Origin of the sequence: Vibrio sp. 1F169 (assembly GCF_041439605.1) — a bacterium.
Lineage (GTDB): Bacteria > Pseudomonadota > Gammaproteobacteria > Enterobacterales > Vibrionaceae > Vibrio > Vibrio tasmaniensis_A.
This window is the reverse complement of sequence record NZ_JBGOOI010000002.1, coordinates 132,655-156,950: the sequence shown is the minus strand read 5'-3', so window position 1 is coordinate 156,950 and position 24,296 is coordinate 132,655. Positions and strand designations below refer to the sequence as shown.

24 protein-coding genes are annotated in these 24,296 nt (G+C 44.6%); 18 read left to right on the top strand and 6 right to left on the bottom strand.

Annotation, left to right across the window (positions count from 1 at the left end):
* From ACED53_RS01745 to purF, 7 genes are all read left to right on the top strand, one after another.
* The coding region (locus ACED53_RS01745; protein ID WP_371708815.1) for a FimV/HubP family polar landmark protein at positions 1 to 1,899 on the top strand (1,899 nt) is incomplete at its 5' end.
* Between the two features lie 194 nt (positions 1,900 to 2,093).
* Complete coding sequence (truA, locus tag ACED53_RS01740; protein WP_017101989.1) at positions 2,094 to 2,888, top strand: tRNA pseudouridine(38-40) synthase TruA; 795 nt, start codon at positions 2,094 to 2,096, stop codon at positions 2,886 to 2,888.
* 175 nt (positions 2,889 to 3,063) lie between these two features.
* The gene (gene accD / locus ACED53_RS01735; RefSeq protein ID WP_009848681.1) at positions 3,064 to 3,990 is read left to right on the top strand and encodes an acetyl-CoA carboxylase, carboxyltransferase subunit beta; all 927 of its coding nucleotides are present in this window, start codon (positions 3,064 to 3,066) and stop codon (positions 3,988 to 3,990) included.
* Between the two features lie 42 nt (positions 3,991 to 4,032).
* Positions 4,033 to 5,295: a bifunctional tetrahydrofolate synthase/dihydrofolate synthase gene (gene folC, locus ACED53_RS01730; RefSeq protein WP_017101990.1), complete on the top strand. Its 1,263-nt coding sequence runs from the start codon at positions 4,033 to 4,035 to the stop codon at positions 5,293 to 5,295.
* Entirely contained in the window at positions 5,296 to 5,871 is a 576-nt protein-coding gene (locus ACED53_RS01725) for an SPOR domain-containing protein (RefSeq protein ID WP_012603487.1), read from the top strand. It begins immediately after the preceding gene.
* Between the two features lie 61 nt (positions 5,872 to 5,932).
* A complete protein-coding gene (locus ACED53_RS01720) occupies positions 5,933 to 6,424 on the top strand; it encodes a CvpA family protein (protein WP_009848678.1) in 492 nt (163 codons plus the stop codon).
* A 34-nt stretch (positions 6,425 to 6,458) separates the two neighbouring features.
* A complete protein-coding gene (purF, locus tag ACED53_RS01715) occupies positions 6,459 to 7,973 on the top strand; it encodes an amidophosphoribosyltransferase (RefSeq protein ID WP_017101991.1) in 1,515 nt (504 codons plus the stop codon).
* A gap of 123 nt (positions 7,974 to 8,096) precedes the next feature.
* Here the strand turns inward: purF and ACED53_RS01710 are convergent, their stop codons facing one another.
* Positions 8,097 to 8,972, bottom strand: coding sequence for a LysR family transcriptional regulator (locus ACED53_RS01710; RefSeq protein ID WP_017067604.1), 876 nt, complete (start codon positions 8,970 to 8,972; stop codon positions 8,097 to 8,099).
* A 228-nt stretch (positions 8,973 to 9,200) separates the two neighbouring features.
* Here ACED53_RS01710 and ACED53_RS01705 point away from each other — a divergent pair, with 228 nt between their 5' ends.
* From ACED53_RS01705 to recR, 7 genes are all read left to right on the top strand, one after another.
* Positions 9,201 to 10,304: a response regulator gene (locus ACED53_RS01705; protein WP_017101993.1), complete on the top strand. Its 1,104-nt coding sequence runs from the start codon at positions 9,201 to 9,203 to the stop codon at positions 10,302 to 10,304.
* A gap of 148 nt (positions 10,305 to 10,452) precedes the next feature.
* Entirely contained in the window at positions 10,453 to 10,590 is a 138-nt protein-coding gene (locus ACED53_RS01700; protein ID WP_017067606.1) for a hypothetical protein, read from the top strand.
* Positions 10,591 to 10,664: 74 nt separating this feature from the next.
* Complete coding sequence (locus ACED53_RS01695; RefSeq protein ID WP_029225617.1) at positions 10,665 to 11,036, top strand: YbaN family protein; 372 nt, start codon at positions 10,665 to 10,667, stop codon at positions 11,034 to 11,036.
* Between the two features lie 162 nt (positions 11,037 to 11,198).
* Positions 11,199 to 11,744 (top strand): adenine phosphoribosyltransferase, encoded by a 546-nt coding sequence (gene apt / locus ACED53_RS01690; RefSeq protein WP_017101994.1) that lies wholly within the window; start codon positions 11,199 to 11,201, stop codon positions 11,742 to 11,744.
* 18 nt (positions 11,745 to 11,762) lie between these two features.
* Positions 11,763 to 13,991, top strand: a complete 2,229-nt coding sequence (dnaX, locus tag ACED53_RS01685; protein WP_102580056.1) for a DNA polymerase III subunit gamma/tau — start codon at positions 11,763 to 11,765, stop codon at positions 13,989 to 13,991.
* 152 nt (positions 13,992 to 14,143) lie between these two features.
* Positions 14,144 to 14,473, top strand: coding sequence for a YbaB/EbfC family nucleoid-associated protein (locus ACED53_RS01680; protein ID WP_009848672.1), 330 nt, complete (start codon positions 14,144 to 14,146; stop codon positions 14,471 to 14,473).
* A 78-nt stretch (positions 14,474 to 14,551) separates the two neighbouring features.
* A complete protein-coding gene (gene recR / locus ACED53_RS01675; RefSeq protein WP_004734155.1) occupies positions 14,552 to 15,151 on the top strand; it encodes a recombination mediator RecR in 600 nt (199 codons plus the stop codon).
* Between the two features lie 83 nt (positions 15,152 to 15,234).
* On the opposite strand, the gene aqpZ is transcribed toward recR, so the two are convergent.
* On the bottom strand, positions 15,235 to 15,924 hold the full coding sequence (aqpZ, locus tag ACED53_RS01670; protein WP_017099207.1) for an aquaporin Z: 690 nt from the start codon (positions 15,922 to 15,924) through the stop codon (positions 15,235 to 15,237).
* A gap of 258 nt (positions 15,925 to 16,182) precedes the next feature.
* On the opposite strand from aqpZ, the gene ACED53_RS01665 reads away from it, so the two are divergent.
* From ACED53_RS01665 to ACED53_RS01650, 4 genes are all read left to right on the top strand, one after another.
* Positions 16,183 to 16,407 (top strand): hypothetical protein, encoded by a 225-nt coding sequence (locus tag ACED53_RS01665; RefSeq protein WP_009848670.1) that lies wholly within the window; start codon positions 16,183 to 16,185, stop codon positions 16,405 to 16,407.
* 13 nt (positions 16,408 to 16,420) lie between these two features.
* Positions 16,421 to 17,827, top strand: coding sequence for a hypothetical protein (locus ACED53_RS01660; protein ID WP_017101996.1), 1,407 nt, complete (start codon positions 16,421 to 16,423; stop codon positions 17,825 to 17,827).
* 137 nt (positions 17,828 to 17,964) lie between these two features.
* A complete protein-coding gene (locus ACED53_RS01655; RefSeq protein ID WP_009848668.1) occupies positions 17,965 to 18,216 on the top strand; it encodes a hypothetical protein in 252 nt (83 codons plus the stop codon).
* 88 nt (positions 18,217 to 18,304) lie between these two features.
* On the top strand, positions 18,305 to 18,742 hold the full coding sequence (locus ACED53_RS01650) for a YcgN family cysteine cluster protein (protein WP_009848667.1): 438 nt from the start codon (positions 18,305 to 18,307) through the stop codon (positions 18,740 to 18,742).
* A gap of 154 nt (positions 18,743 to 18,896) precedes the next feature.
* On the opposite strand, the gene ACED53_RS01645 is transcribed toward ACED53_RS01650, so the two are convergent.
* The 4 genes from ACED53_RS01645 to ACED53_RS01630 all read right to left on the bottom strand — a co-directional run bounded on the left by ACED53_RS01645 (position 18,897) and on the right by ACED53_RS01630 (position 24,270).
* Positions 18,897 to 20,474, bottom strand: a complete 1,578-nt coding sequence (locus tag ACED53_RS01645) for an alkaline phosphatase (protein ID WP_017099466.1) — start codon at positions 20,472 to 20,474, stop codon at positions 18,897 to 18,899.
* A gap of 193 nt (positions 20,475 to 20,667) precedes the next feature.
* Positions 20,668 to 22,554: a BCCT family transporter gene (locus ACED53_RS01640; protein ID WP_017099467.1), complete on the bottom strand. Its 1,887-nt coding sequence runs from the start codon at positions 22,552 to 22,554 to the stop codon at positions 20,668 to 20,670.
* Between the two features lie 128 nt (positions 22,555 to 22,682).
* Positions 22,683 to 23,036, bottom strand: a complete 354-nt coding sequence (locus ACED53_RS01635) for a hypothetical protein (protein ID WP_017099468.1) — start codon at positions 23,034 to 23,036, stop codon at positions 22,683 to 22,685.
* A 274-nt stretch (positions 23,037 to 23,310) separates the two neighbouring features.
* Complete coding sequence (locus ACED53_RS01630; RefSeq protein ID WP_102580055.1) at positions 23,311 to 24,270, bottom strand: ChaN family lipoprotein; 960 nt, start codon at positions 24,268 to 24,270, stop codon at positions 23,311 to 23,313.
* Between the last annotated feature and the right edge of the window lie 26 nt (positions 24,271 to 24,296).

Below are 24,296 nucleotides of genomic sequence, written 5' to 3'. Positions count from 1 at the left end.
GAGCCAGAGCCAGAGCCAGAGCCAGAGCCAGAGCCAGAGCCAGAGCCAGAGCCAGTTCGCGCTGCACATATGCCAGAGATCGTTCCAAATGAATTCGGTGTGCCAGAAGACGATGATTGGCTGATTGAAGATGACACGGCTCAACAAGAAACATTGGCACAAGTTGATGAAGTAGCGGAAGAGCCGGTGATTCCTGCTGTTGAGTCTCAGTTAGATACTGAACCTCAGTTAGACCATGAACCGCAAGTTGAAGCTGCACCACAAGTTGAAGTGGCGGAGCAAGCTGAAGCGGTAGAGCAAGAAGGCGAAGACGAGTTCTCGATTGATGATTTTGATCTTCCAGAGTTTGGTGAAGAAGATGCGTTGGCGGAAACCGACGCCGAAGTAACCCCAGAGCCAGTAACACCGGTTGTTGAACCTCAGTTAGATGCTGAACCTCTAGGACAAGAAGGCGAAGATGAGTTCTCGTTTGATGATTTAGAGCTTCCAGAGTTTGGTGAAGAAGATGCGTTAGCGGAAGCGGACGCTGAAGTAGCAACGGAGTCAGACGTCCCTGCTGTTGATGCTCAACTAGACACAGAATCAGAATCAACACCTGAGCCGCAAGCCGAAGTAGAGCCTCAAGCTGAAACGGCTCCTCAAGTTGAAGAAACGAAACAAGCAGAAATTCTAGGGCAAGAAGGCGAGGATGAGTTCTCGTTTGATGATTTAGAGCTTCCAGAGTTTGGCGAAGAAGATGCGTTGGCGGAAGTGGTTAGCGAACCGGATGAAGCGCAGTTAGAGCAAGATCTTGCTCCAGAGTCCGAAAAGTTTGAGTTCGATGACCTTGACCTGCCTGAATACGATGAAGAGAGCGCAAAAGCGGATTCAGTCTTAGATGACATCGAACAAAGCAGTGCTGAGCCTGTAGCGGAAGAGCAAGGCGTAGAGCTCGATGAGTTTGATTTGCCGGAATACGGTGAAGACGAAGCTATCTCCGATGCGTTTGCTGAGAAACCAACGCCACTGACTTCTTTCAGCCCACAGGGTGAAGAACAAGATGCGCTGCATGATTTATTTTCAAACCCGCAGAGTTTTAGTCATGGTGATGACTTCTCGGATACAGAAGATTTCTCAGACGCAGAAGGCTTCCCAGGTGCAGAAGAGTCTGATTTGGCTAGTTTCACACAACCTGATGAATCACTCGATTCTCCGTCAGAATTAAGCCCAGTACCTTCTGAGTTAAGCTCAGTGCCTACAACAGTTCAAGACGATCTGTTAGAAGGTTTTGAGGATTTTGATGAGACAGCATTAGCTGAATTACTTTCTGAAGATGTTCAAGACTCTGTCGACAGCATGTTCGACAAGCCACTGGATGCTACATCGATTGATAGTGCAGGGCTCGATATTGACGCCATGCTTGAAGTTGGCGGCGAAGACTGGAAAGGCTTCAACCTAGCTCCTGAGCAGCAATCGAGCATGCATAATGATGTGCCTGATGATCAACAGGAGATTTGGGCGTCGGCAGATCAACAAGCTGAACCAAAAATCAAACAAGAGAATTGGGCTCAACAAGACAACCTAACCGAGTCAGACAAAGGTCGTGATAAGCAATACATGACGATTGATGAGCTGATGGCTCAAGTTGAGCAAGAAGGCGAAGACGCGATTAATCCAGATGACGAAGAGTTGAAGCTAGATGTTGGCCTAAATGAATTCCCAGACGTTATCGGTGACATTGGTAATTACGATGTCGACACCAACGCAGAAGCCGCTGGTAAGCTCGATTTGGCTAAAATCTATATCGAGATGAGTGACTCACAAGGTGCAATTAAGCTTCTAGAAGAGGCTATCGTTGACGGCAGTGATGATATTCGTCGAGAGGCAAAGAATCTTATCGATACGTTAAACGGTCGATAAATTCAAAAAATTATAAAGGGTAGCGTTGGCTACCCTTTATTTTAGGGCGATACAGTTAGCGTCTATTTTATTTAGCTTGCTAAAACCACCGTCTAGGCGGTAGTGATTGCTTATTGAAGTTTTAGCCCCATCCTATTTGGGCTAGCACTCATTTCCGTATATACTTCTCGCCCATTTTCAAAGAGAACAAGAACATGAAAATTGCTTTAGGTATTGAATATAACGGTACCCACTACTTTGGTTGGCAGCGCCAACGAGACGTGAAAAGTGTCCAAGAAGAATTGGAAAAGGCTCTTTCAGTTGTCGCGAATCACCCTGTAGAAGTTATGTGTGCTGGTCGCACAGATGCCGGTGTTCACGGTACGGGACAAGTCGTTCACTTTGAAACTAATGTCGATCGTAAAATGGTTGCATGGACAATGGGCGCAAATACCAACATGCCAAAAGATATTGCCGTTCGTTGGGCAACAGAAGTGAATGAGGATTTCCATGCTCGTTTTTCTGCAACAGCACGCCGTTATCGCTACATTATCTTTAACCATGCTCTACGTCCTGGCATTTTGAATTCAGGTGTGAGCCATTATCATGGTCACCTTGATGAGAAAAAGATGCATGAAGCGGGTCAGTACTTACTTGGTGAGAACGACTTTACTTCGTTTAGGGCAACACATTGTCAATCTCGTAGCCCATGGAGAAACATGATTCACTTAAACGTGACTCGTCATGGGCATTACATAGTGATCGATATTAAAGCGAATGCGTTTGTTCACCATATGGTGAGGAATATTACTGGTAGCCTAATTGCGGTAGGTAAAGGTGATCAAAAACCAGAGTGGATTCAGTGGCTTTTAGAGGCTAAAGATCGAAAAGTGGCAGGCGCGACAGCGAAAGCGGAAGGCTTATACTTAGTAGATGTTGATTATCCTGAACATTTTGGACTACCAAGAGAGCCTATTGGCCCTCTATTTTTGCCGGATAATTTGAACTAAATGTGAGACTTAGGTTCAAAAAATATTACGGTTTCGTGCGTAAAATAGTCACGGAAAATAGGTACAACCAGTTTTTTATCTACAGTCGCTGTTTTATGTGCTTTAATTCCCGGCATAATTCCCAAATTTATTTCTTTCGCAATCAAGCGGAGGAATCGAAACAAAAAGGTCTTCCATGAGTTGGCTTGAAAAGATTTTAGAAAAAAGCAACATCGTAACATCTCGTAAAGCGTCAATCCCTGAGGGTGTTTGGACTAAATGTACTTCTTGTGAGCAGGTTCTTTACCATGCTGAACTAGAGCGTAACCTAGAAGTATGTCCAAAATGTGACCATCACATGCGTATGAAAGCACGTCGCCGTCTGGATACATTCCTAGACAAAGGTGAGCGTGTTGAACTAGGTACTGATCTTGAGCCACAAGACAAACTGAAGTTTAAAGACTCTAAGCGTTACAAAGAACGTATCTCTGTTGCTCAAAAGAACAGTGGTGAAACAGACGCATTAGTTGCAATGAAAGGCGAACTGCTTGGTTTACCTATCGTTGCGTGTGCGTTTGAGTTCTCATTTATGGGCGGCTCAATGGGTTCTGTTGTTGGTGCTCGTTTTGTGAAAGCGGTAGATGCAGCTATTGAGAACAACTGTGGTTTAGTTTGTTTCTCTGCCAGTGGTGGTGCTCGTATGCAAGAGGCATTGATGTCTCTCATGCAAATGGCAAAAACCAGTGCTGCTCTAGAGCGTCTATCTGCGAAAGGCCTACCGTTTGTTTCAGTAATGACTGATCCAACAATGGGTGGCGTTTCTGCAAGTTTAGCAATGCTTGGCGATATCAATATCGGTGAACCAAAAGCGCTTATCGGTTTTGCTGGACGTCGTGTAATCGAGCAAACTGTACGTGAAGATCTTCCTGAAGGTTTCCAACGCAGTGAGTTCCTACTAGACCACGGTGCTATCGACATGATCGTTGACCGTCGTGAGATGCGTCAGCGCGTTGCAAGCCTTGTTGCTAAAATGACCAATCAGCCTTCACCATTAGTAGTTTCTGTGAACGATTCACCGAATGAAGCTGCTTATGAAGTACCAGAAGCGCCAGAAAAAGGGTAAAGTACCTTCTAACAAACCTACTTAATTATGGTTATGAGTTAGATGAGTCAACAACCTATTCCTCAAGCCACATCCTCTTTGGAGATGTGGCTTGATTATTTATCAAACATCCACGCAAGCGCTATTGATCTTGGTTTAGACCGAGTTCAAGCTGTCGCCTCTAAGGCAAACCTCACCAAACCTGCTCAACATGTTATTACTGTTGCTGGAACCAACGGCAAGGGCTCAACATGTGCACTCATGGAAGCTATTCTATTGGACGCTGGTTATTCAGTTGGTGTCTACAGCTCTCCTCACTTAATTCGCTATAACGAACGTGTTCGTATCAACGGCCAAGATCTATCTGATGAAAAGCTGGTTCAGTCTTTCGATTTCATTGAGAAAGAGCGTGGCGAAATCAGCCTGAGCTTTTTCGAATATGGCACTTTAGCGGCGTTACGCGCATTTCAAACTGAAGCGGTTGATGTTGTGCTTTTAGAAGTGGGTTTAGGCGGGCGTTTAGACGCGACCAATATCGTTGAGCATGATGTTTCTGTGATTACTAGTTTGGCTGTCGACCATGTTGACTGGCTAGGTGATGACATCAATGTGATTGGCTTTGAGAAAGCGGGCATTTATCGTAGCGGTAAACCCGCTATCTGTGGTCAACCTAAGCCACCGGCAACGGTTGCAGCGCACGCTGATGATATTAAGGCTGAGTTCTACCAAGTCGGTATTCAATACACTTATGATGTTGACGGTGATACGTGGAACTGGCGCAGTGGGGCATTCCAGCTAGAATCGCTACCTATTCCAAGCCTGCCGTTACCTAACGCTGCAACAGCATTAATGGCATTGGGTACATCAGAGCTTAGTATTAGTGACGTGAACGTGGTTAACGGCATGAAGAATGCGCAGCTTCCAGGGCGTATGCAGCAAATTAGCGAACAACCCGTGATTGTGCTTGATGTGGCGCACAACCCGCATTCTGCTGAATACTTTGCGCAGCAAGTTACGAAGAAGTATGCAGGTAAAAATTTACACGTTGTAGTCGCCATGCTTCACGACAAAGATATTCCAGCAACATTGGAAGTATTAGCACCAATCGCAACTCATTGGTACCCAGCTTCATTGCAAGGGCCACGCGCAGCGACAGCTTCTGAATTGTGTCAAAGCCTACCCGAAGGCGTAGAGCAGCATTCAAACCCTGTCACAGCTTTTGAAGCGGCTTTAGCTTCTGTTAAAGGTGACGATGTTGTGTTGGTTGTCGGTTCTTTCCATACCGTGGGTGAAGTGTTGGAGCATTGGCAGAAAAAAGGAAACTAAATGGCAAGTAAATTCCAAAGCCGGTTAGTCGGCACCATTATTTTAGTGGCCATCGGCGTGATTGTATTGCCCGATGTACTAGATGGTAAGAAGCTCCACTATAAAGAAGAGTTTGCAAGCATTCCGATTAAGCCTGAGCTTGATAGTAATGTTGAAGTGTTTGAAGTACTCGATCCCGTTGAAGATCAGATAGCGCTACCAGATTCTCCGGTTGAGCAAGTGGTTGAAAGTGGTCGTACTGATAATTCAAATACGCAAACTGCGTCGGCTTCCAGTAACAAAGAAGCGGATAAAGTGGCGGTGGTGGTTAAGCCGGTACCGGAAAAAAATGAATACCAAGACAGTGCTTGGATTATTCAATTGATGGCTTTGAAGAATGCTGACAACGCAAAAAACGTTGTTAAGGATTTGCAAAAGCGTGGTTATCAGGCTCACACCAAGCAAGAAAAAACTTTTACGCGAGTAATTATTGGCCCGGATGTCTCTAAATCCAAACTTGAGCGACAAATTAAGGAATTAGAAAAAATTACGGGTTCAAAAGGCCAATTGCTCAAATTTAAACCGTTAAATCCATAAGAAAACGTTTGCGTCAGCATTTTTTCTGTTAAAATGCGCGCCAACTTAAGATGAAGAATTCATGAATTGGTTAGATTTTGTCATTTTAGGCGTGATCGGCTTCTCTGCCGTGATCAGTTTAGTTCGTGGTTTCGCTAAAGAAGCCTTGTCACTCGTTATTTGGTTTGGAGCATTTTTTATTGCTAGCCAGTACTACGCTAAATTAGCGATGTACTTCACCAATATCGAAGATGAGATGTTTCGAAACGGAACTGCGATAGCAGCATTGTTTGTTGCAACGTTAGTTGTGGGTGCCTTAGTTAACTATGTCATCGGTCAACTAGTTCAGAAAACAGGCCTGTCAGGTACAGACAGAATCCTCGGTGTCGTCTTTGGTGGCTTACGTGGTGTTTTGATTGTTTCTGCAGTGTTGTTTTTCATGGATGCGTTTACTGCATTCCCAAGTTCTGAGTGGTGGAAGAATTCGCAATTGGTTCCGGAATTTAGTCGAATCATTGCGCCGTTCTTCGAGCATTTACAAGCAACATCTAGTTTCTTATCTGGCGCGCTCTAGCGCCAGTTAATGTCGAAAAATCGAGGATTAGGACATGTGTGGTATTGTTGGAATCGTGGGTTCAACACCTGTAAACCAGTCTATTTATGACGCTTTAACGGTATTGCAGCATCGTGGCCAAGATGCCGCTGGTATTTGTACCATAGAAAGCAATCGTTTCCGTCTGCGTAAGGCGAACGGTTTAGTAAAAGATGTTTTTGAAGCAAAACACATGCAGCGCCTACAAGGTGAAGTTGGTATTGGCCATGTTCGTTATCCTACTGCGGGTAGTTCAAGTGCGTCTGAAGCTCAGCCTTTCTACGTAAACTCTCCTTTTGGCATTACGTTGGCGCACAACGGTAACCTGACGAACGCAAACGAAGTTCGTGAGAAGTTGTTCGAAAAAGACCGTCGTCATATAAATACAACCTCTGACTCTGAAGTTCTACTGAACGTATTAGCTCATGAGATCGATACTGTTAAAGGTAACGTAACTTCAGATGACGTTTTCCGCGCTGTGGCAAATGTGCATCGTACAATTCGTGGTGCTTACGCCGTAACGGCGATGATCATCGGCCACGGTATGATCGCATTCCGTGACCCACATGGTATTCGTCCACTGTGTCTTGGTAAGCGTGAAGTTCAAGGTAAAACAGAGTACATGGTTGCGTCTGAATCGGTAGCACTCGATGCTGTTGGTTTCGATTTCATGCGCGACGTAGCGCCAGGTGAAGCTATCTACGCAACGTTCGACGGTGAGCTTTTCACTAAGCAATGCGCAGACAACCCACAACTGAACCCATGTATCTTTGAGTTTGTATACTTTGCACGCCCAGATTCATTCATCGACAAAATCTCGGTTTACAGCGCACGCGTTGAGATGGGTGAGATGTTAGGTAAGCGTATTAAAGAAGAGTACGCAGACTTAGATATTGATGTGGTTATCCCAATCCCTGAAACATCAAACGATATTGCGCTACGAATCGCTCAAGCGATCAATAAGCCATACCGTCAAGGTTTCGTGAAAAACCGCTATGTTGGTCGCACGTTCATCATGCCAGGTCAGCAACAGCGTAAGAAGTCGGTTCGCCGTAAGCTCAACGCAATTCGCTCTGAGTTTAAAGGTAAGAACGTTCTTCTGGTTGATGATTCTATCGTTCGCGGCACAACATCAGAGCAAATCATTGAGATGGCTCGTGATTCTGGCGCAAACAAGGTTTTCATGGTTTCAGCGGCTCCAGAGGTTCGCTTCCCTAACGTTTATGGTATTGATATGCCGAGCGCGACAGAGCTGATTGCTCATGGTCGTGATAACGAAACGATTTGTAAGCAGATTGGCGCAGACGCCTTGATTTTCCAAACGCTACCAGATCTGATTTCTGCAGTGGGCATGGGCAATCAAGACATCTCTCGTTTCGATACTTCTGTATTTAATGGCGAGTATGTAACGGGCGATATCGACCAAGCGTACCTAGATTTCCTAGACTCTTTGCGTAATGACGACTCAAAGGTTCAGCGTGAGATTCAACAAGATCTTGCTAACTTAGAGTTACACAACGAAGGTGCTTAGTTAGAGCGTTTCGTCAGTAATAAAGAGTTTTTGCCAGCAATGCTTCATAATTGCTAGCGATACAGAAAATAAAAAACCAGAGCATTGGCTCTGGTTTTTTGTTTGTGGAGAAGGGGATTGACCTTAATGAATGTGGTACGCGATCACAAAATCAATAAACAATCTCACTTTCTCTGGTAGATGGTCTTTGTGGTTATAAAGCATGTAGATATCACGAGGGTTAGCGCTCCAGTCTTCTAAGACTTGCACTAAGCTGCCATCTTCAATGTATTCACGAATCATCACGTCAGGCATCAGGGTGATACCTAGGCCTTCTGAGCACGCTTGTCTCACGACATTAAGCGCATTGGCGTTGAAACGGCCTTTCTCGCTATTCACCACCGTCTCTTCATTCGAATTACTCAGCTGCCACTTAATCAGCGGGTAGCCTTTGAGTAGCGAATGGTTCGCTAGCTCTTCAGCATGGCTTGGAGCAGGGTTCTTCGCTAAGTACTCAGGGCTCGCGATAAGAATATCTTTGACTTCACTGATTTTTCGAGCGATTAGGCTTGAATCACGCTGCGGGCCGACTCGGAAAATTACGTCCCACTCCGTTGGATCCAGCTGATCCGCTTGGTTGTTCATCATCAATTCAATATTGATATCAGGGTATTGAGTCATGAATTCACTGAACATTGGCATCATCATGCGCTTGGTCAGATTTGAGGGTGCCGTAATACGAATCTTACCGGAAGCGCCTTTGCACACGTCAGTTAACTCTTCTGCAGTAGAAGAGAGACGTTGCAACAGCGGAGAGCATTCATTGAAGAAACGTTCGCCTGCCTCTGTTAAAGAAAGTTTACGCGCGTGTCTATTTAGAAGCCTAAGGTTCAAAGAATCTTCTAAGGCTTGGATGCGTCGTGTGATGGTCGCAACCGGAATCATAGTCTTGCGCGATGTTGCGGTGTAGCTCCCATTTTCAACGACGAGTCGAAAGAGGTTTAAATCATCTAATTTCATAAATCCAGACACGTTTGTTTACAATCTCATCTAATTTATACGTAACAGTGAGATCAATGTTTGCGTTACGTCAACTCGTTGCACTATTTACAAGTATTCCAACCCTCGTCACGAATTACCAGTAAAGAGTGCAAATTTGTGTATTTAGCATTTTATTACTAAGTTTTATATTAGTTCTTAGAACAGATAACAATAATAATTCGACTTAGTTTTGTGAGGTTATAGATTATGTACAAAACTCACAGTCAGCCAGTAATGACCTCGGCTCAGGAAGTAATTAACCAAAAATGCGTGATGTTGGTTGATGATGATCCTATTTTTCGCCGTATAACCAGCGCGTACCTAGACAAGGTCGGTTATAAAGTGGTTGAGGCTGAAAATGGACTGGACGCTTTGCAGAAACTTAGAGACTCAGCGCCAGATTTAATTGTGTGTGACTTATCAATGCCAATACTTGATGGCATAGAGCTTGTGGAAGAGCTCAGTTTAGAGTACCCGTCACTGCCTATGATTGTGGTGTCCGGCACTGATGATATGTCTGACGTGGCGAAAGCCTTGCGATTTGGTATTAAAGACTTCTTGGCGAAGCCGTTAGAGGATCACCGTCACCTAGGAAGTGCGATTGCGAATACATTGACAGATTCGTTCGATAACATTTCAGACCAACGAGATTTTTCGAGCCAATGGTTCTGTGTGGATGATGGGGGAGAGATCCCTGAAGACCAAGAACTGCATTGGCACCTGAATTACCTTCAAGATAACCCAAGCGCAGCAAAAGACTTACTGCATGCGCTGCTTCCAGAGAAAGATACGCGACAAGGCTCATGGCGTTGCAGTTACCGGTTACTGCAATCAACAGAGATGATGCCACTTGTGTTTGATTATGCGTGGATGATGAACGGGCAGTTTGCTTTTTACCTCGTCGATTCATCGTCGTCTGATAATGGCGGCTCCGCGACAACATTGTTAGTGAGAGCGCTGTTCCACGATTACATAAGAAACAGAAAAGATTTTAATGTTGATCTCAAAGATATTGCTGAGATCTTAGAGAAGGGGATTCGTTGCTCTAAATGCTCCACCCCAGTGAATGCCTTGTTTGGTGTTGCTGACCTTGCCGAGGGAACCATCTCCATTTTGCCTGCGGGTCTAGACGGGCAATGGTCGAATGGTGAATTGAATCAATATATTGCAGCAGGTGAGCGCTTGGGTGAGAACTGCAAGAAGAACTTTATTACGCGGGACCTTCCGATCGAACAGGGCTGCCAACTGTCGTTGAGCCTACTTGGATCGGCAAGTTTTAGTTTAGACATACACCAAGGGTCTACTGATTAACCCTATATTTCCTCGGTTTTTGTGAATAATTGATTAAGGTATAGTTGCGCAAATGGTGTGGCTATGCCTTTTTTGTTAAATGTCGATTTAGCAAAGCGGGTTTGGTTCGCCGGATACTTACCTTTACTAACAAAAACAAGAAGCAACCATGGCAGATAACAAAGACTTTCAAGACCCGTTTAATGTATTCTACTTTTTAGGATTTTTAGCCGCATTTTTAATGATTCCATTGCTACCAGCAACACTTACGTTGATCCGTGTATTCAATGGTTACGCAACATTCTAGTTAAGCTGTCGTCGCCGATTGATGATAGCTAACTCAAGGAGGCCACAATTAGCGTTCGAGTTTTAAGCCTCAATATTGCTGGTGGCCTTTGTATATTTCTCGCAGTTCTAGGGATAGTTTTGCCCGTTCTGCCAACCACTCCTTTTCTCCTTCTTGCTAGCGCATGTTTCATGCGAAGCAATCCGAAAGTTCATAAATGGATGCATGAGCACAAAACGCTGGGCCCTTTGTTGAACAATTGGTATCAACACGGTGCCGTCACCAAACAAGTTAAAACGCGTGGCGTGTTCTTTATCTTGTTGAGTTTTGCTTTATCCATCTACTTTGCCCCTATCATTTGGGTCAAGGCTTTCCTAATTTGTGTACTTGTTATTCTTCTCACATGGTTTATGCGACTTCCAACCCATGAGTTGGTTGCTGACAGCAAAGAAAATCACTACCATTAAGCCAGTGTGCCTGCTTGTATAGCGGGCGTTTATTATTTCAGCAATCAGAGTTATGACTCTCGTTGCAATGAATACCAATCGTACCTTTCCTTAATTCCAAGCGTTGATGTTTGATTCGTTAACGCGAAGTTTGGAAAGCGGCCTAATGAAGTGCATAAGATTATGAACACAGAAAAAATCTCTCTGATCAAAGCAAGCATCAAAAGCATTCCTGATTACCCTAAAGCGGGTATTTTGTTCCGTGACGTAACAAGCTTGATGGAAGATCCAGCAGCTTACAAAGCGACTATCGATCTGCTAGCGGAAACATACAAGGACATGGGCTTTACTAAGATCGTTGGTACTGAAGCTCGTGGTTTCCTATTTGGTGCGCCTCTTGCACTTGAGCTAGGTGTTGGCTTCATTCCTGTTCGTAAGCCGGGCAAGCTGCCTCGTCAAACTGTGGCACAATCTTATGAGCTTGAGTACGGCACTGATACACTAGAAATCCATACTGATGCTATCGTTGAAGGCGATAAAGTGTTGATGGTTGATGATTTGCTAGCAACGGGCGGTACGATTGAAGCAACAACAAAGTTGATTCGTCAGCTTGGTGGTGTGGTAGAACACGCTGCATTTGTTATTAACCTTCCAGAAATCGGTGGTGACAAGCGCTTACAAGGCTTAGGTCTAGAAGTGTTTAGCATCTGCGAATTCGACGGTCACTAATCCTTTTCGGAATTATTCATGAGCTATCTTGCGTTAGCGCGAAAATGGCGACCAACCAAATTCAAAGAAGTGGTTGGTCAAGCCCATGTTTTAACAGCATTAGAGAATGCCCTTAGCCAGAATAGGTTGCACCATGCATACCTGTTCAGCGGTACACGAGGTGTCGGTAAAACGACCATCGGCCGTTTGTTTGCGAAGGGACTCAACTGTGAAACAGGCATTACCTCAACACCTTGTGGTGAATGTGCAACCTGTAAAGAAATCGATGAAGGTCGCTTTGTTGACCTGCTCGAGATTGATGCGGCATCACGTACTAAGGTAGAAGATACCCGCGAGCTTCTGGACAATGTTCAGTACAAGCCTGCACGTGGTCGCTTCAAGGTTTACCTAATCGATGAAGTACACATGCTTTCTAGGCACAGCTTTAACGCGCTTCTAAAGACCTTAGAAGAGCCGCCTGAGTATGTGAAATTCTTGCTCGCAACAACGGATCCACAGAAGCTTCCAGTAACGATTTTGTCGCGTTGTTTGCAGTTCCACCTTAAGCCGATCAGCGTTGATAATATTCACGAGCAGCTCGATCATATTCTTGAACAAGAAGATGTGACGTCTGAATCTCGTGCGCTTGGAATGATTGCTCATGCTGCTGATGGCAGTATGCGTGATGCACTAAGCCTTACAGATCAAGCAATCGCATTGGGTAACGGCAATGTTGTAACAGATACTGTTGCTCATATGCTCGGGACACTGGATACCGACCAAGCTATCCACTTGCTTGAAGCGATTAGCAGTAAGCAGCCGCAACAAGCAATGGCGTGTATTCAAAGCCTTGCTGAGAACGGTGTTGAGTGGGACGGTTTGCTCAATCAGCTTGCGACTCAACTGCATCGTCTTGCGATGTTCCAAGCTTTGCCATCTACATTAGATAAGGCACAGCCTGACGCAGAGAAGCTTGAACTACTGAGCAAAGCGCTTAGCCCACAAGACATTCAACTCTACTACCAGATCGTGTTGAAAGGTCGTGAAGACTTACCATTGTCGCCAACCGCTCGCGTTGGTATTGAGATGGTGGTTTTACGCATGTTGGCATTTAGACCAGCTGAACAAGCGGTTGCTACTGCAATCTCGACTCAGTCGGCAAGCCCAGCGCCAGTTCCAGCAGCTCAAGCTCAGAACGTTGCTCAGTCAGTGAGTCAACCTGCGCCAATGGCAGCGCCGAGACAGCCTCAGATGCAACAACAGGCGCCTCAACAGCAAGCTATGCAGCAGCAACCGGTGCAACAGGCTCCGCAGCAGAATCCAGCACAGTATTCAGATTCGCAAGGTTACGCTGATCATTCAGGTAACCAAGGTTATCCAGAACAGGATTACCCGCATAGCCAGTATGACGCGCCTCCTGCTTATGATGAGCGTCCAAGCTACGGTGCAGATCAGCCTCAGCAGCAACAAACGAATTATCAAAACCAGAGCCCGGTTCAACAGCCAAGCGTTGCACCTTCTGCTCCGCAAGAGCAGCCGGCGCGTGCAACTTCGCCTGTGAGTGGTTTACGCCACCAATTACGTTCTCAACGTAGAGGCAGCGCGGCAACAGAAAACAAAGGCTCGGCGCCAAAAAAGGCTAAAGCGACACCTGCTAAAACTTCAGTTCTTGATCGAGTTGCTCAGCAACACGGTGGTTCTGAGCGGGTGTCGCCAGCTTCTTTATCAGCCTCTTCGACAGAAAATGTGACCAACGATAATGAACCTTATCGCTGGAAACCGTCTAAACCTGTAGTGAAAGAGGTGAGCAAAGAGCTTACACCTACTCAGATCAAGCGTGCGTTAGAGCATATTAAGACACCAGAAATGGTCGATAAATTGCTTCAAGAGTCGATTGCTCAAGATGAATGGTCCGCCACGATTCAAAAGCTAGACACAGCCAAGCTTGTTGAACAGTTAGCATTGAACTCAGTGTTTGCTAAAAACGACACATCAATCACTTTAACGTTAAGAGCGAGCCAAGCTCACTTGAATACGGACCGTGCACAGAGTGAATTATTGCAGTCTCTCAATACTGTGCTTGGGGAAGAGTGTCATTTGAGTGTTGAAATCGGTGATGGTGGAGAAACGCCGCTAGAATTACGAGAAAGGTTGTACCAAGGTAAGTTGAAAGACGCGTTTACCGCGTTGGAAAACGATGCCAACGTACAGTTCATTGAAAGACGTTTTGCCGCTGAACTCGACAGAGACAGCGTTCGTCCTATCTAGAACGTTTTCTTGTTTAGTGACCGGCATATCATCCCAGATAAGCAAATCTGAGAACTGAACATCGAGGGGTTGAATCACACTGTTTTAACCCCCATTTAAGCTCGTATAGCTTAAATAATTTTAATAAACCAATTAGACCAGAGAGTATTAACATGTTTGGTAAAGGCGGTATGGGCAACATGATGAAGCAAGCCCAGCAAATGCAAGAGCGCATGCAAAAGCTTCAAGAAGAAATCGCAAATATGGAAGTTACAGGTGAGTCAGGTGCTGGCCTTGTAAAAGTAACGATCACTGGTAGCCACAGCGTTCGCCGTGTTGATATCGATGAAAGCCTAATGGAAGACGATAAAGAGATGCTTGAAGATCTTATCGCTGCTGCTTTCAACGATGCGGCTCGTCGCGTTGAAGAAACTCAAAAAGAGAAAATGGCTGGCGTAACTGGCGGAATGCAACTTCCACCAGGTATGAAGATGCCTTTCTAAGTAACTCATTCTTAAAGGTTAATTCTCGTACTAGCTTGTGTTGAACTGGCCATTACTTGAAAATCAGAACGGTTATATATGCGTACCAGTCATATGCTGGAGCATTTGATGGAGGCCTTACGTTGTCTACCTGGGGTTGGCCCCAAGTCGGCGCAGCGTATGGCCTTTCATTTGTTACAGCGCGATAGAAAAGGCGGCCTACAGTTGGCTGAAGCTCTTAGCCAAGCAATGACTGAAATTGGTCATTGTAATGAGTGCCGTACTTTTACCGAAGAAGAGACCTGCCACATTTGTACCAATCCTAAACGTCAGGATAACGGTCAAATTTGTGTAGTAGAGAGCCCTGCAGACATCGCAGCCATTGAAGCAACTGGCCAATATTCAGGTCGTTACTTTGTGCTTATGGGGCATCTTTCACCACTTGATGGTATTGGTCCAAGTGACATCGGTCTCGATGTCTTGGATTACCGCTTACGTCGTGGTGATATCACTGAAGTTATTTTAGCGACTAACCCGACAGTAGAAGGGGAGGCGACAGCACATTACATTGCTGAGCTATGTAATGCCCATGAAGTGAACGCTAGCCGTATCGCCCATGGTGTTCCTGTTGGTGGTGAGCTCGAGCTAGTGGATGGCACCACGCTTTCACACTCGTTACTCGGTCGTCATAAAATCTAAAAAAGCCGCTTGGTGAACCATCACCAAGCGGCTTTTTCTTTTATGGTTCTCAAAGGTTTCTATTCCAAAACACTTCTCTGAGCTTAATCTGAACCTCTCACCGCTTTGTATATCATTGCGCCAATCACGGCACCAATAATCGGTGCAATCCAGAATAGCCATAACTGAGAAACAGCCCAATCACCAACAAATACAGCCACGCCGGTACTTCGAGCGGGGTTAACAGAGGTGTTCGTTACAGGGATACTGATAAGGTGGATTAAGGTTAAACAGAGACCAATTGCGATAGGAGCAAATCCAGCAGGTGCTTTCGAATCTGTCGCGCCCATGATCACGAATAGGAACACCATGGTCATGACCACTTCACAAACGAGTGCAGCGGTAAGTGAGTAACCGCCCGGTGAGTGTTCACCATAACCATTGGAAGCAAAGCCAGAGGCAGCTGCATCAAAGCCAGCTTGGCCTGAAGCAATCACAAATAACACGCCACCTGCGATAATACCGCCAATCACTTGGGCAATAATATAAGGTGCGACATCTTTGGCATCAAAGCGACCACCGCTCCACAGTCCAATAGTAACAGCAGGGTTGAGATGACAGCCGGATATATGGCCAATAGCAAAAGCCATGGTGAGAACGGTTAAACCAAAAGCGAGGGAAACTCCGAGTAGACCAATTCCCACATCAGGGAAAGCCGCGGCTAAGACGGCACTACCACAACCGCCTAACACCAACCAAAACGTACCAAACATTTCTGCAATATACCTATTCATAACGATCCTTATTAATCTGTACCAGTATCAACAAGATAGTTTAGATTTCGCAAGTTTGTGAAATCTTGGGCATATAAGCGACAGAAAGGGAGTGTTTTGGGTAGCAAATAGCCGACAGAGATTGCAGTGATTTTTAAACGAAATGCCATAACTGTTTAACGACAAGCTCCAGAAACTGACTAAAGTGCGATCTATTGTGTTGTTCAATAAATAAAACTGGTTGAAGATATTATTAATTCTTATTGGAGCCTGCGATTCATGAAAAAGTTAGCGATTTTAGTAGTAACGACATTATTACTCACTGCATGCGGAGGTGGTGACAGCGGTGGCGGTAGCGCTGCCACTAGTGGTGGTTCTAGCGCTCAGAAACTGAATACGGACATAGGCGTAAGTGATGCCGATATTCAAACATTGAAAGGCTACAAATTCCTATCCGTTGATGGTAAAGGATTTGAGTCTCCAAGCAATTTTAAAGCGAAGTAGTAGGAGTCAAGTTTTGAAGAAATTATCTATAGGTATTATCCTTGCCACTCTTGGTACTTCTGTTTATGCGTCGCCAAATCTAGAAGGTTATTTTCAAGCTCGTGAATTGGTAAATTATGCGGCAGGAAGTTTACAAAAAGCAAAAGTAGACTTTATAGCCCTAGATTATGCTGTAGCTAAATTACCTGCAGCTTCACAAGCTCAACTGGTTCCTTTTAATACGGTGTTGGGGGAATTCTCGACAAACAGTTCCGTAAGCAGTAGTGACGCGACTGCTTTGCTCAGCCGAATTAACTCTAAAGCCTTATCTGGTCAATATGTTTGCCGCATCAATAGCAATGGTACTGTTCTGGCATATAGTGCGGAAAACGGAGAACAGTGTGCAGCGGACAAGTATGAAAAGGCTGCATTAGCACTAGCGAAGAAAGGCGATGAACTGCGATTCTTCCGTTCATACAGTCAAGGTTATTTTCAAACCTTAACTTATAAGGTTGATGCAACCTCTAGTGATGAAACAGTTCGTTTAGGCTATTTTAATAAACATGGTGGAAAATGGATTGGTGAAGCGGTTAAGGTAGTAAAAGGTAAGGCGCAAATCAATAGTACGGATGTTGATACTTACGATGTCATCGCTTACCGAGATTACAATATCTCATCATCGAAAGGTGTTTCTCCGAACACATCAATTAGCTTTACTGAACAACCGTTTTTTATCACAGATGAAGTCACAGATCTCGACTCTACCGGTAAATCTGTCCATATAACGAAGACTAAATTTTCAAGTCTTCACCAGTTTGATGGCCCTTACCGTGGAAGGCATATTGATTCGAAAGGTTGGTTTAATTGGTTTAACCAAGATTACGTGGGTCAATACGAAATTGGAGGTAAAAAAGTTTACGCCGTTTCGGACACACAAAATTTAGTCGTCAAAAAAGACTTTAGTGGTGCGGTAGATAGCTGGACTCGCGTTGATGTCGACAAAGCTGATCAAGGTAGTGGTGCAGGTGACTGGACTATGTACATGTTTAACAATACAAACAATTTGATAGGTGAAAGCCCAACTTATTGTCAAATCAAAGCGATAGCAGAAGGTAAGCCTGTAGTTCAACTTTTATCATCAACAGGCGTTATGACGCACCCACCAATTACAAACTGTGACCAAGTTGATCCTGGCCATACAAAGAAAGTGATTGCATCATTTAAAGACGGGAATAACAAAACAGTTTCTGTTACTTCTCCTAAGCTAAAAGCAAGCGCTCAACATATTATGGCGCTTGGGCCTATTGTTGATCAAGGACAGAAGGCTAAATTCACAGTGCAAGATGCTAGAGATTTATTGTCATCGACTCGCTATAAAGCGGCTTTAGCAGAAATGACACCGCAATTTTTGTCTTCAAAGCCACATGATATTTTAAAGTAGATTCTGTCTTTGATGAATTGGAAGCACCTTTTATAAGGTGCTTTTTTTGTACATATTAAATAACTTCACTTGGCTAATTTCATTTTTAGGATAGAATCGCCCACCTTCTTTCCTTTGATTCTATTTAAGGTCCAATTATGGAATGCCGTCTTCATTGTGGTGCTTGCTGTACAGCGCCTAGTATTACATCTTCATTCCCCCTTCATCCTCATGGAAAGAAGTCTGGTGAGCGTTGTAAGCAGCTTACTGTTGATAACCTATGTAAACTATTTGGTAAAAAAGAGAGGCCTCAGGTCTGTTTTGACTTTAAAGCTGAAAGCTGGGTATGTGGGGCTACGACAAGCGAAGCTATTCAAATACTCACGGATTTAGAAAGTTCTACCGCATAGCGAAAGAGCGTTAGCTGATTTTATTCTTGAACTTATATTCGGCTAGCGGTATAACACGCACCCCAGTAAAAGAGTAAGAAGTAATCCTATGACGATTCCATTTTGGCAAGAAAAGACACTAGAGCAAATGACCGAGAACGAGTGGGAATCACTGTGTGACGGTTGTGGTAAGTGTTGCCTACATAAACTAATGGATGAAGATAGCGATGAAGTTTACTACACTAATGTGGCGTGTAGCTGGTTAAACGACAAAACATGTTCGTGTAAAGATTACCCGAACCGATTCACTTCAGGTGAAGAGTGTTTGAAGTTGACTCGTGACAAAATCGATGAGTTTCACTGGCTACCAGATACTTGTGCTTACCGTCTTCTATCTGAATCTAAGCCGATTCCTGAGTGGCACCCATTGATTACGGGTTCTAAATCAGAGATGCATGCTGCAGGTGAAAGTGTTCGTAACAAAGTGGTATACGAAATCGATGTTGTCGATTGGGAAGACCACATCTTGAATCACCCAAATCGCTAGTTATTCTAAAAACAGCCGCTCTTGAGCGGCTGTTTTGCTATTTGGCGTCGCCTAAATTTACTTAATTACTTAATTACTTAATTACTTAACTTAAAGGCTTAAAACAAAAAACGCCCCGTAGGGCGCTAAGTAAAACGAGTAAAAAAGATTCAGGCTAGTTTACTTGTTGTTTAATGTACTCACCCAGTTCTGAGTGGTGCATGATTTTTGAAACGGGCAGTATTTTCTCTGCTGGGCCCCAAGCAAACACGTTCACTGGTGTGTGAGTATGTGTACCTGTACCCCAAACGATGTTTTGACTTGTTGCCTGTTCACGAGCAAGCAAGTTTCCGCGGTCGTTATAAGGGAAGAATGCATCGAAATCGTTGATAGCAGGCACTTCTTCTGCCGATAAGTATTTGTGTTGAGCCAATCGGTATGGGTTCGGCTTACTCGCTAATACGTTTTTCGCTTGTTCAGCTGTAATAGGGAACTCACTATTCTTGTTGACGATCTCAGCCAGTTTTTCAGGTGTTTGCTGCGCTTTATCCAGCTTCTGAAATTCGCTGATCATGCCGTAGTAGCTTTGCTTTTGATTATATAAACCATCAAGAATATCGAATGCGCCAAAGTTGAAGTTAGGTGCATAGTCGCGGTCGGCGAAGGCTTCACCAGAACGTTTTTGTGGTTTTGGTAGGTCGTTAGAAGAGTAGCTGAAGCCAAAAGATCCTGTTTCGTGGTCTGCGGTCACAATCACGATCGTGTCTTCACGATCTTTTGCCCATTCATACACAGTTTGGATCGCTTCATCAAACTTGAGCAGTTCATGCAGCATAGTGCCAGCATCGTTACTGTGGCCTGCCCAATCTATTTGGCCACCTTCGACCATTAGGAAAAAGCCGTCTTCATCTTTGGATAGGATGTTGAGCGCTTTTTGTGTCATCTCTTTCAGGCTTGGCTGAGTTCGTTCGTCACTTTTTTCCTTGTTGCTGTAAGCGATGCCGTCATCCATGCCTGAGTAGGCGAACAGGCCAAGTAGCTTATCGCTTTTAGCATCTTCTAACATGCTGCGGTTAAATGCCAGTTGGTAGCCGTCTTTCTCTGCCTCTGCAAGAAGGTTACGGTCGTCTTTACGTTTTGATTTTAGGTAAACATCACCTTGAGTCAGTTTTTCAAGTTGCTTATAGGTTTCACCTTTGTCGTTGGTCGATTTAGGGATCCAATGACGTAGCCCTCCCGAAAGCATTACATCAACACCAGTTTCTAGCATGTCGTTAGCAATTTGGTTTTCTAGCGAACGGTGAGGTTGGTGAGCAGCAAATGCAGCAGGCGTGGCGTGAGTTAAGCGTGTATCGGACACGAGTCCCGTTGCTTTACCTGCCTTTTTAGCTTTCTCAAGAACCGTCTCAACATGATTACCCTGAGAATCAATGCCAATCACTTCTGAACCACTGTAGATACCGGTTGCAAGCATGGTGGCTGAACAAGCAGAATCGACCACAATTGCATCTTCTGGGTGAGTCAGGGATGAACCAATAACCCCTTCTTGAGCAAGTTGATAAAGGGCGGTTTTGTTCCCTTTATAGATCGAGTTTGGTGCTTGGTTTGCGTAGGTTTCTAACAGGCCAACTTGTTGAGGTCCCATTCCATCGCCAATCATCAGAATGACGTTTTTGATTTCTGCTGAAAGTACGTTGAATGAAAGTGTTGAGGTTGCCACTGCGGCAATGATTGGTTTTATAATGTGCTTCATTGGTTATCCCTTTTTATATAAGCGGGATGATTAGAACATCGATTTGTGTCAAAGTCGTTTCATATTTATTTCATCAATGTGAAATTGAGCAATAACTCCAATTTTTTGAAAAGCATAAAAAAAGGCTCACATTTCTGTGAGCCTTTGTCGTATTTAGGAGGGTCCAAATCAATGGACTGCGTCATGGCTAATGTCAAGCAAGCGGTAAGTCTGCAACCACCTGGTTGAACGTGATACGAGCATTCTGAGCTTGCTCAGATAACTCGATTTTTTTCGCTTGTGCGGCACTAAGATTACTCTCGGCCTGCTCAAGTGCTTGTTGTAGGTTCTCTGGTAAGTCGTGAGTTTCCATTTGTGAACCTTGTTCTAACACATAAGCGCGAATTTCTTTCTTCACTGCGGCAAGTTCTGTGTAAGCGACTCGCTCAAGTTCTGCGGCCTCTTGCGCAGCATCTTTTTCTTTCTCAAATTGAGCCAGCGCCATACCTTCTGCAGACCAAGGGTCCATATCTGGTAGTTCTTCGATGTTGATCGTTGGCTCGATGTACGCGTCTTGATGGCGTAGGTCGAGGCTCGTTGCACGAACCGCTGAAATCATCAGCATCACAGAGATCACCAGTAGCGGTAAGCCACCAACTATTGCTGCCGTTTGTAGCGTACTTAGTCCACCCAAGAACATCAGAATCGTTGGCAAGAACGACAGTGTGAATGCCCAGAACATACGGTTCCAACGCATTGGCTCTTCGGTCACGTTGTTTTGCACAACAGACGCTAGGATGTATGAGATTGAGTCAAATGTCGTTGCAGTGAAAATAATACACAGCAGCGTAAATACCGCGATAACTAGTGTACTCATTGGCAGTTGCGCAAGCATCGAGAAGATAGCTTTGGTAGCGCCTTCTGCATTCAAAATCGCTACTACATCCAGTTCACCAGAAAGTTGCAGTGATAGGCCATAGTTACCTAAGATCATGAAAAACAAGAAACAACCTAGAGAGCCAAAGAAAATTGAACCTGACACCATTTGTTTGATGGTTCTTCCGCGAGAGATACGCGCAACAAACAGGCCCATACTTGGTGCAAATACTAGCCACCATGCCCAGTAGAAAATGGTCCAGTCTTGTGGGAAGTGCGTGTTCTCAAAGGTACCGTAACCACCAAATGGTTCAGCCCACGTTGCCATCACGAAGAAGTTAGACAGTAGACGACCAATAGAGTCTAAGCCTGTTTCTAGCATGAAGATTGTTGGACCTGCGATCAGAACGAAAGCTAACAGACCCATTGCACCCCAGAAGTTGATGTTACTTAGGATCTTGATGCCTTTTTCTAATCCAGCATAAGATGAGTAAGCAAAAATCGCAGTACACACTAAAAGCACCATCACTTGCGTTAGGTTATTTTTAGGTAGACCAAATAGGTGATTCAGACCTTCAGTGATTAGAGGTGCAGCTAAACCTAACGTTGTTGCAGCGCCGCCTAATAGACCGAAAATGAATAGGATATCGACGATTTTCCCTGGTACGCCTTTACTGCGGTGTTCACCAAGAACAGGCATTAACGCACTAGAGATCTTTAGAACTGGCTGTTTACGTACATAGAAGAAGTAAGCGATAGGAATCGCAGGGATCAGGTAGATAGACCACGCGATTGGTCCCCAGTGGAACAAACCGTAAGTTGCAGCCCAACGAACCGCTTCTTCACTGCCCGGCTCTAGTTGGAAAGGCGGTGATTGGTAGTAGTAAGCCCACTCAATACAGCCCCAGTACAAGATACTTGCACCGATACCGCCACAAAATAGCATTGCAGCCCATGATGCTGTTTTGAATTCAGGCTCTTCATCAGCTTCGCCCAGTTTAATTTGTCCCATATCACTGAACACAACGTAAACCATAAATGCACAGGCAGCGAGGCCTAGCGCAAGATATAAAAATCCAAGTTGGTCCGTCATGAATGTTTTCGCAACCGCAATCCAGTCTGCGCCCTGTGCAGGGAACAAAATGAGCGGGAAAACTATCGTGAGTAGGAGTGCAATCGCACCAAAGAAAGTAGGCTTATCAATAAGCTCAAAAGTGTTTTTCACGAGTATTATTCCATTAAAATGAGAGCGGAATTATGGAATGAACTCGTTTTTTAGACCAAATCGGGTCTGTTGTCGTGACGACAAATCGCTTTAATGCAGAGAGGAAAGTGCAGTAACAGAGGGGAAAGTTAGATTAAGGCAAGTAGAATGCCACCAACGGTTGCCGCTGCGGATAAGTATTGCCCTGCTGAATAAGAACCATCGTCTTCTTCTTCAATCTTATCTGGGTGATCCATACCTAGAGCGCCATGAGCAAATGACTCAACCTTATCGGTAACGGTCGCGTTTTCAGCTTCGACTTTCTTAGCTTCTTTATCGATTTGTTTAAGGGCAGATAATAGGGCTTTGCCTTCATCAGAAAGCTTCACGGTATTTTGCTCAACCTTAAGCGGCGCAGGCTTTTCAGCTTCAGTGCTTTTAGCTTGTGCATTCATTTTCGCAGGTGAATACAGCTGAGTATTACTCGTTCCTACTGGTGTCATATCGCTCTCCTTACCTATCCTTAAATATAGTATCGGCAGAAGTGTGAAAAACTTGTGCGTTTAATCACCGTGGTGATGTTTTTTTATTCGCACATTGTTTTTTCGTCTGCTGAGTCAAACCGTCTAGTTATTAAGCAAATCTTGTGCCGATAAGGAATTTGAATGTTATATAGGGTTAGAGTGGATGATAGGAGCCAATGAAGCTCTGTCGATGGGCTAGTTATCTAGAATTAGCCCATCGTTTCGTTCTCTTATAAGAATGGATAAGAATGGTTTAGTCGCACTCTAGGCTAGCGCCGCGCTTAGATAGGTGTTTGTATGCCTTCATTCTGTTCTCTTTTTTAACAAAGCGAGCGGGTGGAGAGAGCACCTTTAGCTGATAGTCACTGCTATCCGCTGAGATTTCTTTAACTGGGCTGATGATGGCAATTTTCAAATCAGGGTTACGACGTAGAATTGATGCTGCAGTGCCTAAACCACCTTCGGTGTGGAATTTACCCGCTACATGGATCACCTGTTGTTCAGGGTTCGATGCTAGGTAATCTACAATCGATTCAGCCATAGTTTCGTCCCACGTTACTTGAGCAGAAAATTGTTTTTCTGTTTGCTCTGGTGTGCCTTGATGCATTGAAGCCATGAACTTTTCTTTGTAAGGGCTATCGCCGGTATCCACTTCTGAAGCAATCCATTGACGTTGTTCCGTCGTTAGCTGATCTAGATAGGCTAATCCCTTACGGCCAATGCATTGTACGAAGGGTTTTGGTGCGTTTGCCGCGATGATATCGACGTCATTGGTTTTAGCGAACTCAACTAAAGCGCGATAATCACTTTCGTAGTTTGGCCAAGCAGCCGCTTGAGACATAAGAATTTGTTCGCCAATTTCATCATTGAGATATTGGTTTAATGTGTCCTGATGTTCTCGAGTGAATTGTTCCATTGAAAGCGCGATGTTTGATGTCGCGTTGCGACGTGCTTTTAAGAAATCGGTTTGGAAGCGATGGATTGCCGAGTGAGTGTGCCATTCGCCAATAAGAACCACATCAGCGTCAATCAGCTGTTTAGGTAATGCATCGAGAGACAGCGTTTCTCCTTGTGGAGAAGCAAACTGGTAGTCATAGAATGTGGAAACGTTTTCCGTTTGCGTGTTAGCCACTTGTTGAGAAGTGCTATTTGAAGGTTGATTAGTACAAGCAGTGAGCAGGGTAGCTAATCCGATAAGAATAATACGTTGCATGAAATGCCTCCTTGAAGAACACGCAT

What these genes read in the sequence shown, in the direction of transcription:
- accD (WP_009848681.1), top strand. Translation starts at nt 3,064, where the DNA reads ATGAGTTGGCTTGAAAAGATTTTAGAAAAAAGCAACATCGTAACATCT.
- ACED53_RS01680 (WP_009848672.1), top strand. Translation starts at nt 14,144, where the DNA reads ATGTTTGGTAAAGGCGGTATGGGCAACATGATGAAGCAAGCCCAGCAA.
- purF (WP_017101991.1), top strand. Translation starts at nt 6,459, where the DNA reads ATGTGTGGTATTGTTGGAATCGTGGGTTCAACACCTGTAAACCAGTCT.
- ACED53_RS01705 (WP_017101993.1), top strand. Translation starts at nt 9,201, where the DNA reads ATGTACAAAACTCACAGTCAGCCAGTAATGACCTCGGCTCAGGAAGTA.
- recR (WP_004734155.1), top strand. Translation starts at nt 14,552, where the DNA reads ATGCGTACCAGTCATATGCTGGAGCATTTGATGGAGGCCTTACGTTGT.
- apt (WP_017101994.1), top strand. Translation starts at nt 11,199, where the DNA reads ATGAACACAGAAAAAATCTCTCTGATCAAAGCAAGCATCAAAAGCATT.
- truA (WP_017101989.1), top strand. Translation starts at nt 2,094, where the DNA reads ATGAAAATTGCTTTAGGTATTGAATATAACGGTACCCACTACTTTGGT.
- dnaX (WP_102580056.1), top strand. Translation starts at nt 11,763, where the DNA reads ATGAGCTATCTTGCGTTAGCGCGAAAATGGCGACCAACCAAATTCAAA.
- aqpZ (WP_017099207.1), bottom strand. Translation starts at nt 15,924, where the DNA reads ATGAATAGGTATATTGCAGAAATGTTTGGTACGTTTTGGTTGGTGTTA.
- ACED53_RS01700 (WP_017067606.1), top strand. Translation starts at nt 10,453, where the DNA reads ATGGCAGATAACAAAGACTTTCAAGACCCGTTTAATGTATTCTACTTT.
- ACED53_RS01720 (WP_009848678.1), top strand. Translation starts at nt 5,933, where the DNA reads ATGAATTGGTTAGATTTTGTCATTTTAGGCGTGATCGGCTTCTCTGCC.
- ACED53_RS01665 (WP_009848670.1), top strand. Translation starts at nt 16,183, where the DNA reads ATGAAAAAGTTAGCGATTTTAGTAGTAACGACATTATTACTCACTGCA.
- ACED53_RS01630 (WP_102580055.1), bottom strand. Translation starts at nt 24,270, where the DNA reads ATGCAACGTATTATTCTTATCGGATTAGCTACCCTGCTCACTGCTTGT.
- folC (WP_017101990.1), top strand. Translation starts at nt 4,033, where the DNA reads ATGAGTCAACAACCTATTCCTCAAGCCACATCCTCTTTGGAGATGTGG.
- ACED53_RS01710 (WP_017067604.1), bottom strand. Translation starts at nt 8,972, where the DNA reads ATGAAATTAGATGATTTAAACCTCTTTCGACTCGTCGTTGAAAATGGG.
- ACED53_RS01725 (WP_012603487.1), top strand. Translation starts at nt 5,296, where the DNA reads ATGGCAAGTAAATTCCAAAGCCGGTTAGTCGGCACCATTATTTTAGTG.
- ACED53_RS01635 (WP_017099468.1), bottom strand. Translation starts at nt 23,036, where the DNA reads ATGACACCAGTAGGAACGAGTAATACTCAGCTGTATTCACCTGCGAAA.
- ACED53_RS01645 (WP_017099466.1), bottom strand. Translation starts at nt 20,474, where the DNA reads ATGAAGCACATTATAAAACCAATCATTGCCGCAGTGGCAACCTCAACA.
- ACED53_RS01655 (WP_009848668.1), top strand. Translation starts at nt 17,965, where the DNA reads ATGGAATGCCGTCTTCATTGTGGTGCTTGCTGTACAGCGCCTAGTATT.
- ACED53_RS01650 (WP_009848667.1), top strand. Translation starts at nt 18,305, where the DNA reads ATGACGATTCCATTTTGGCAAGAAAAGACACTAGAGCAAATGACCGAG.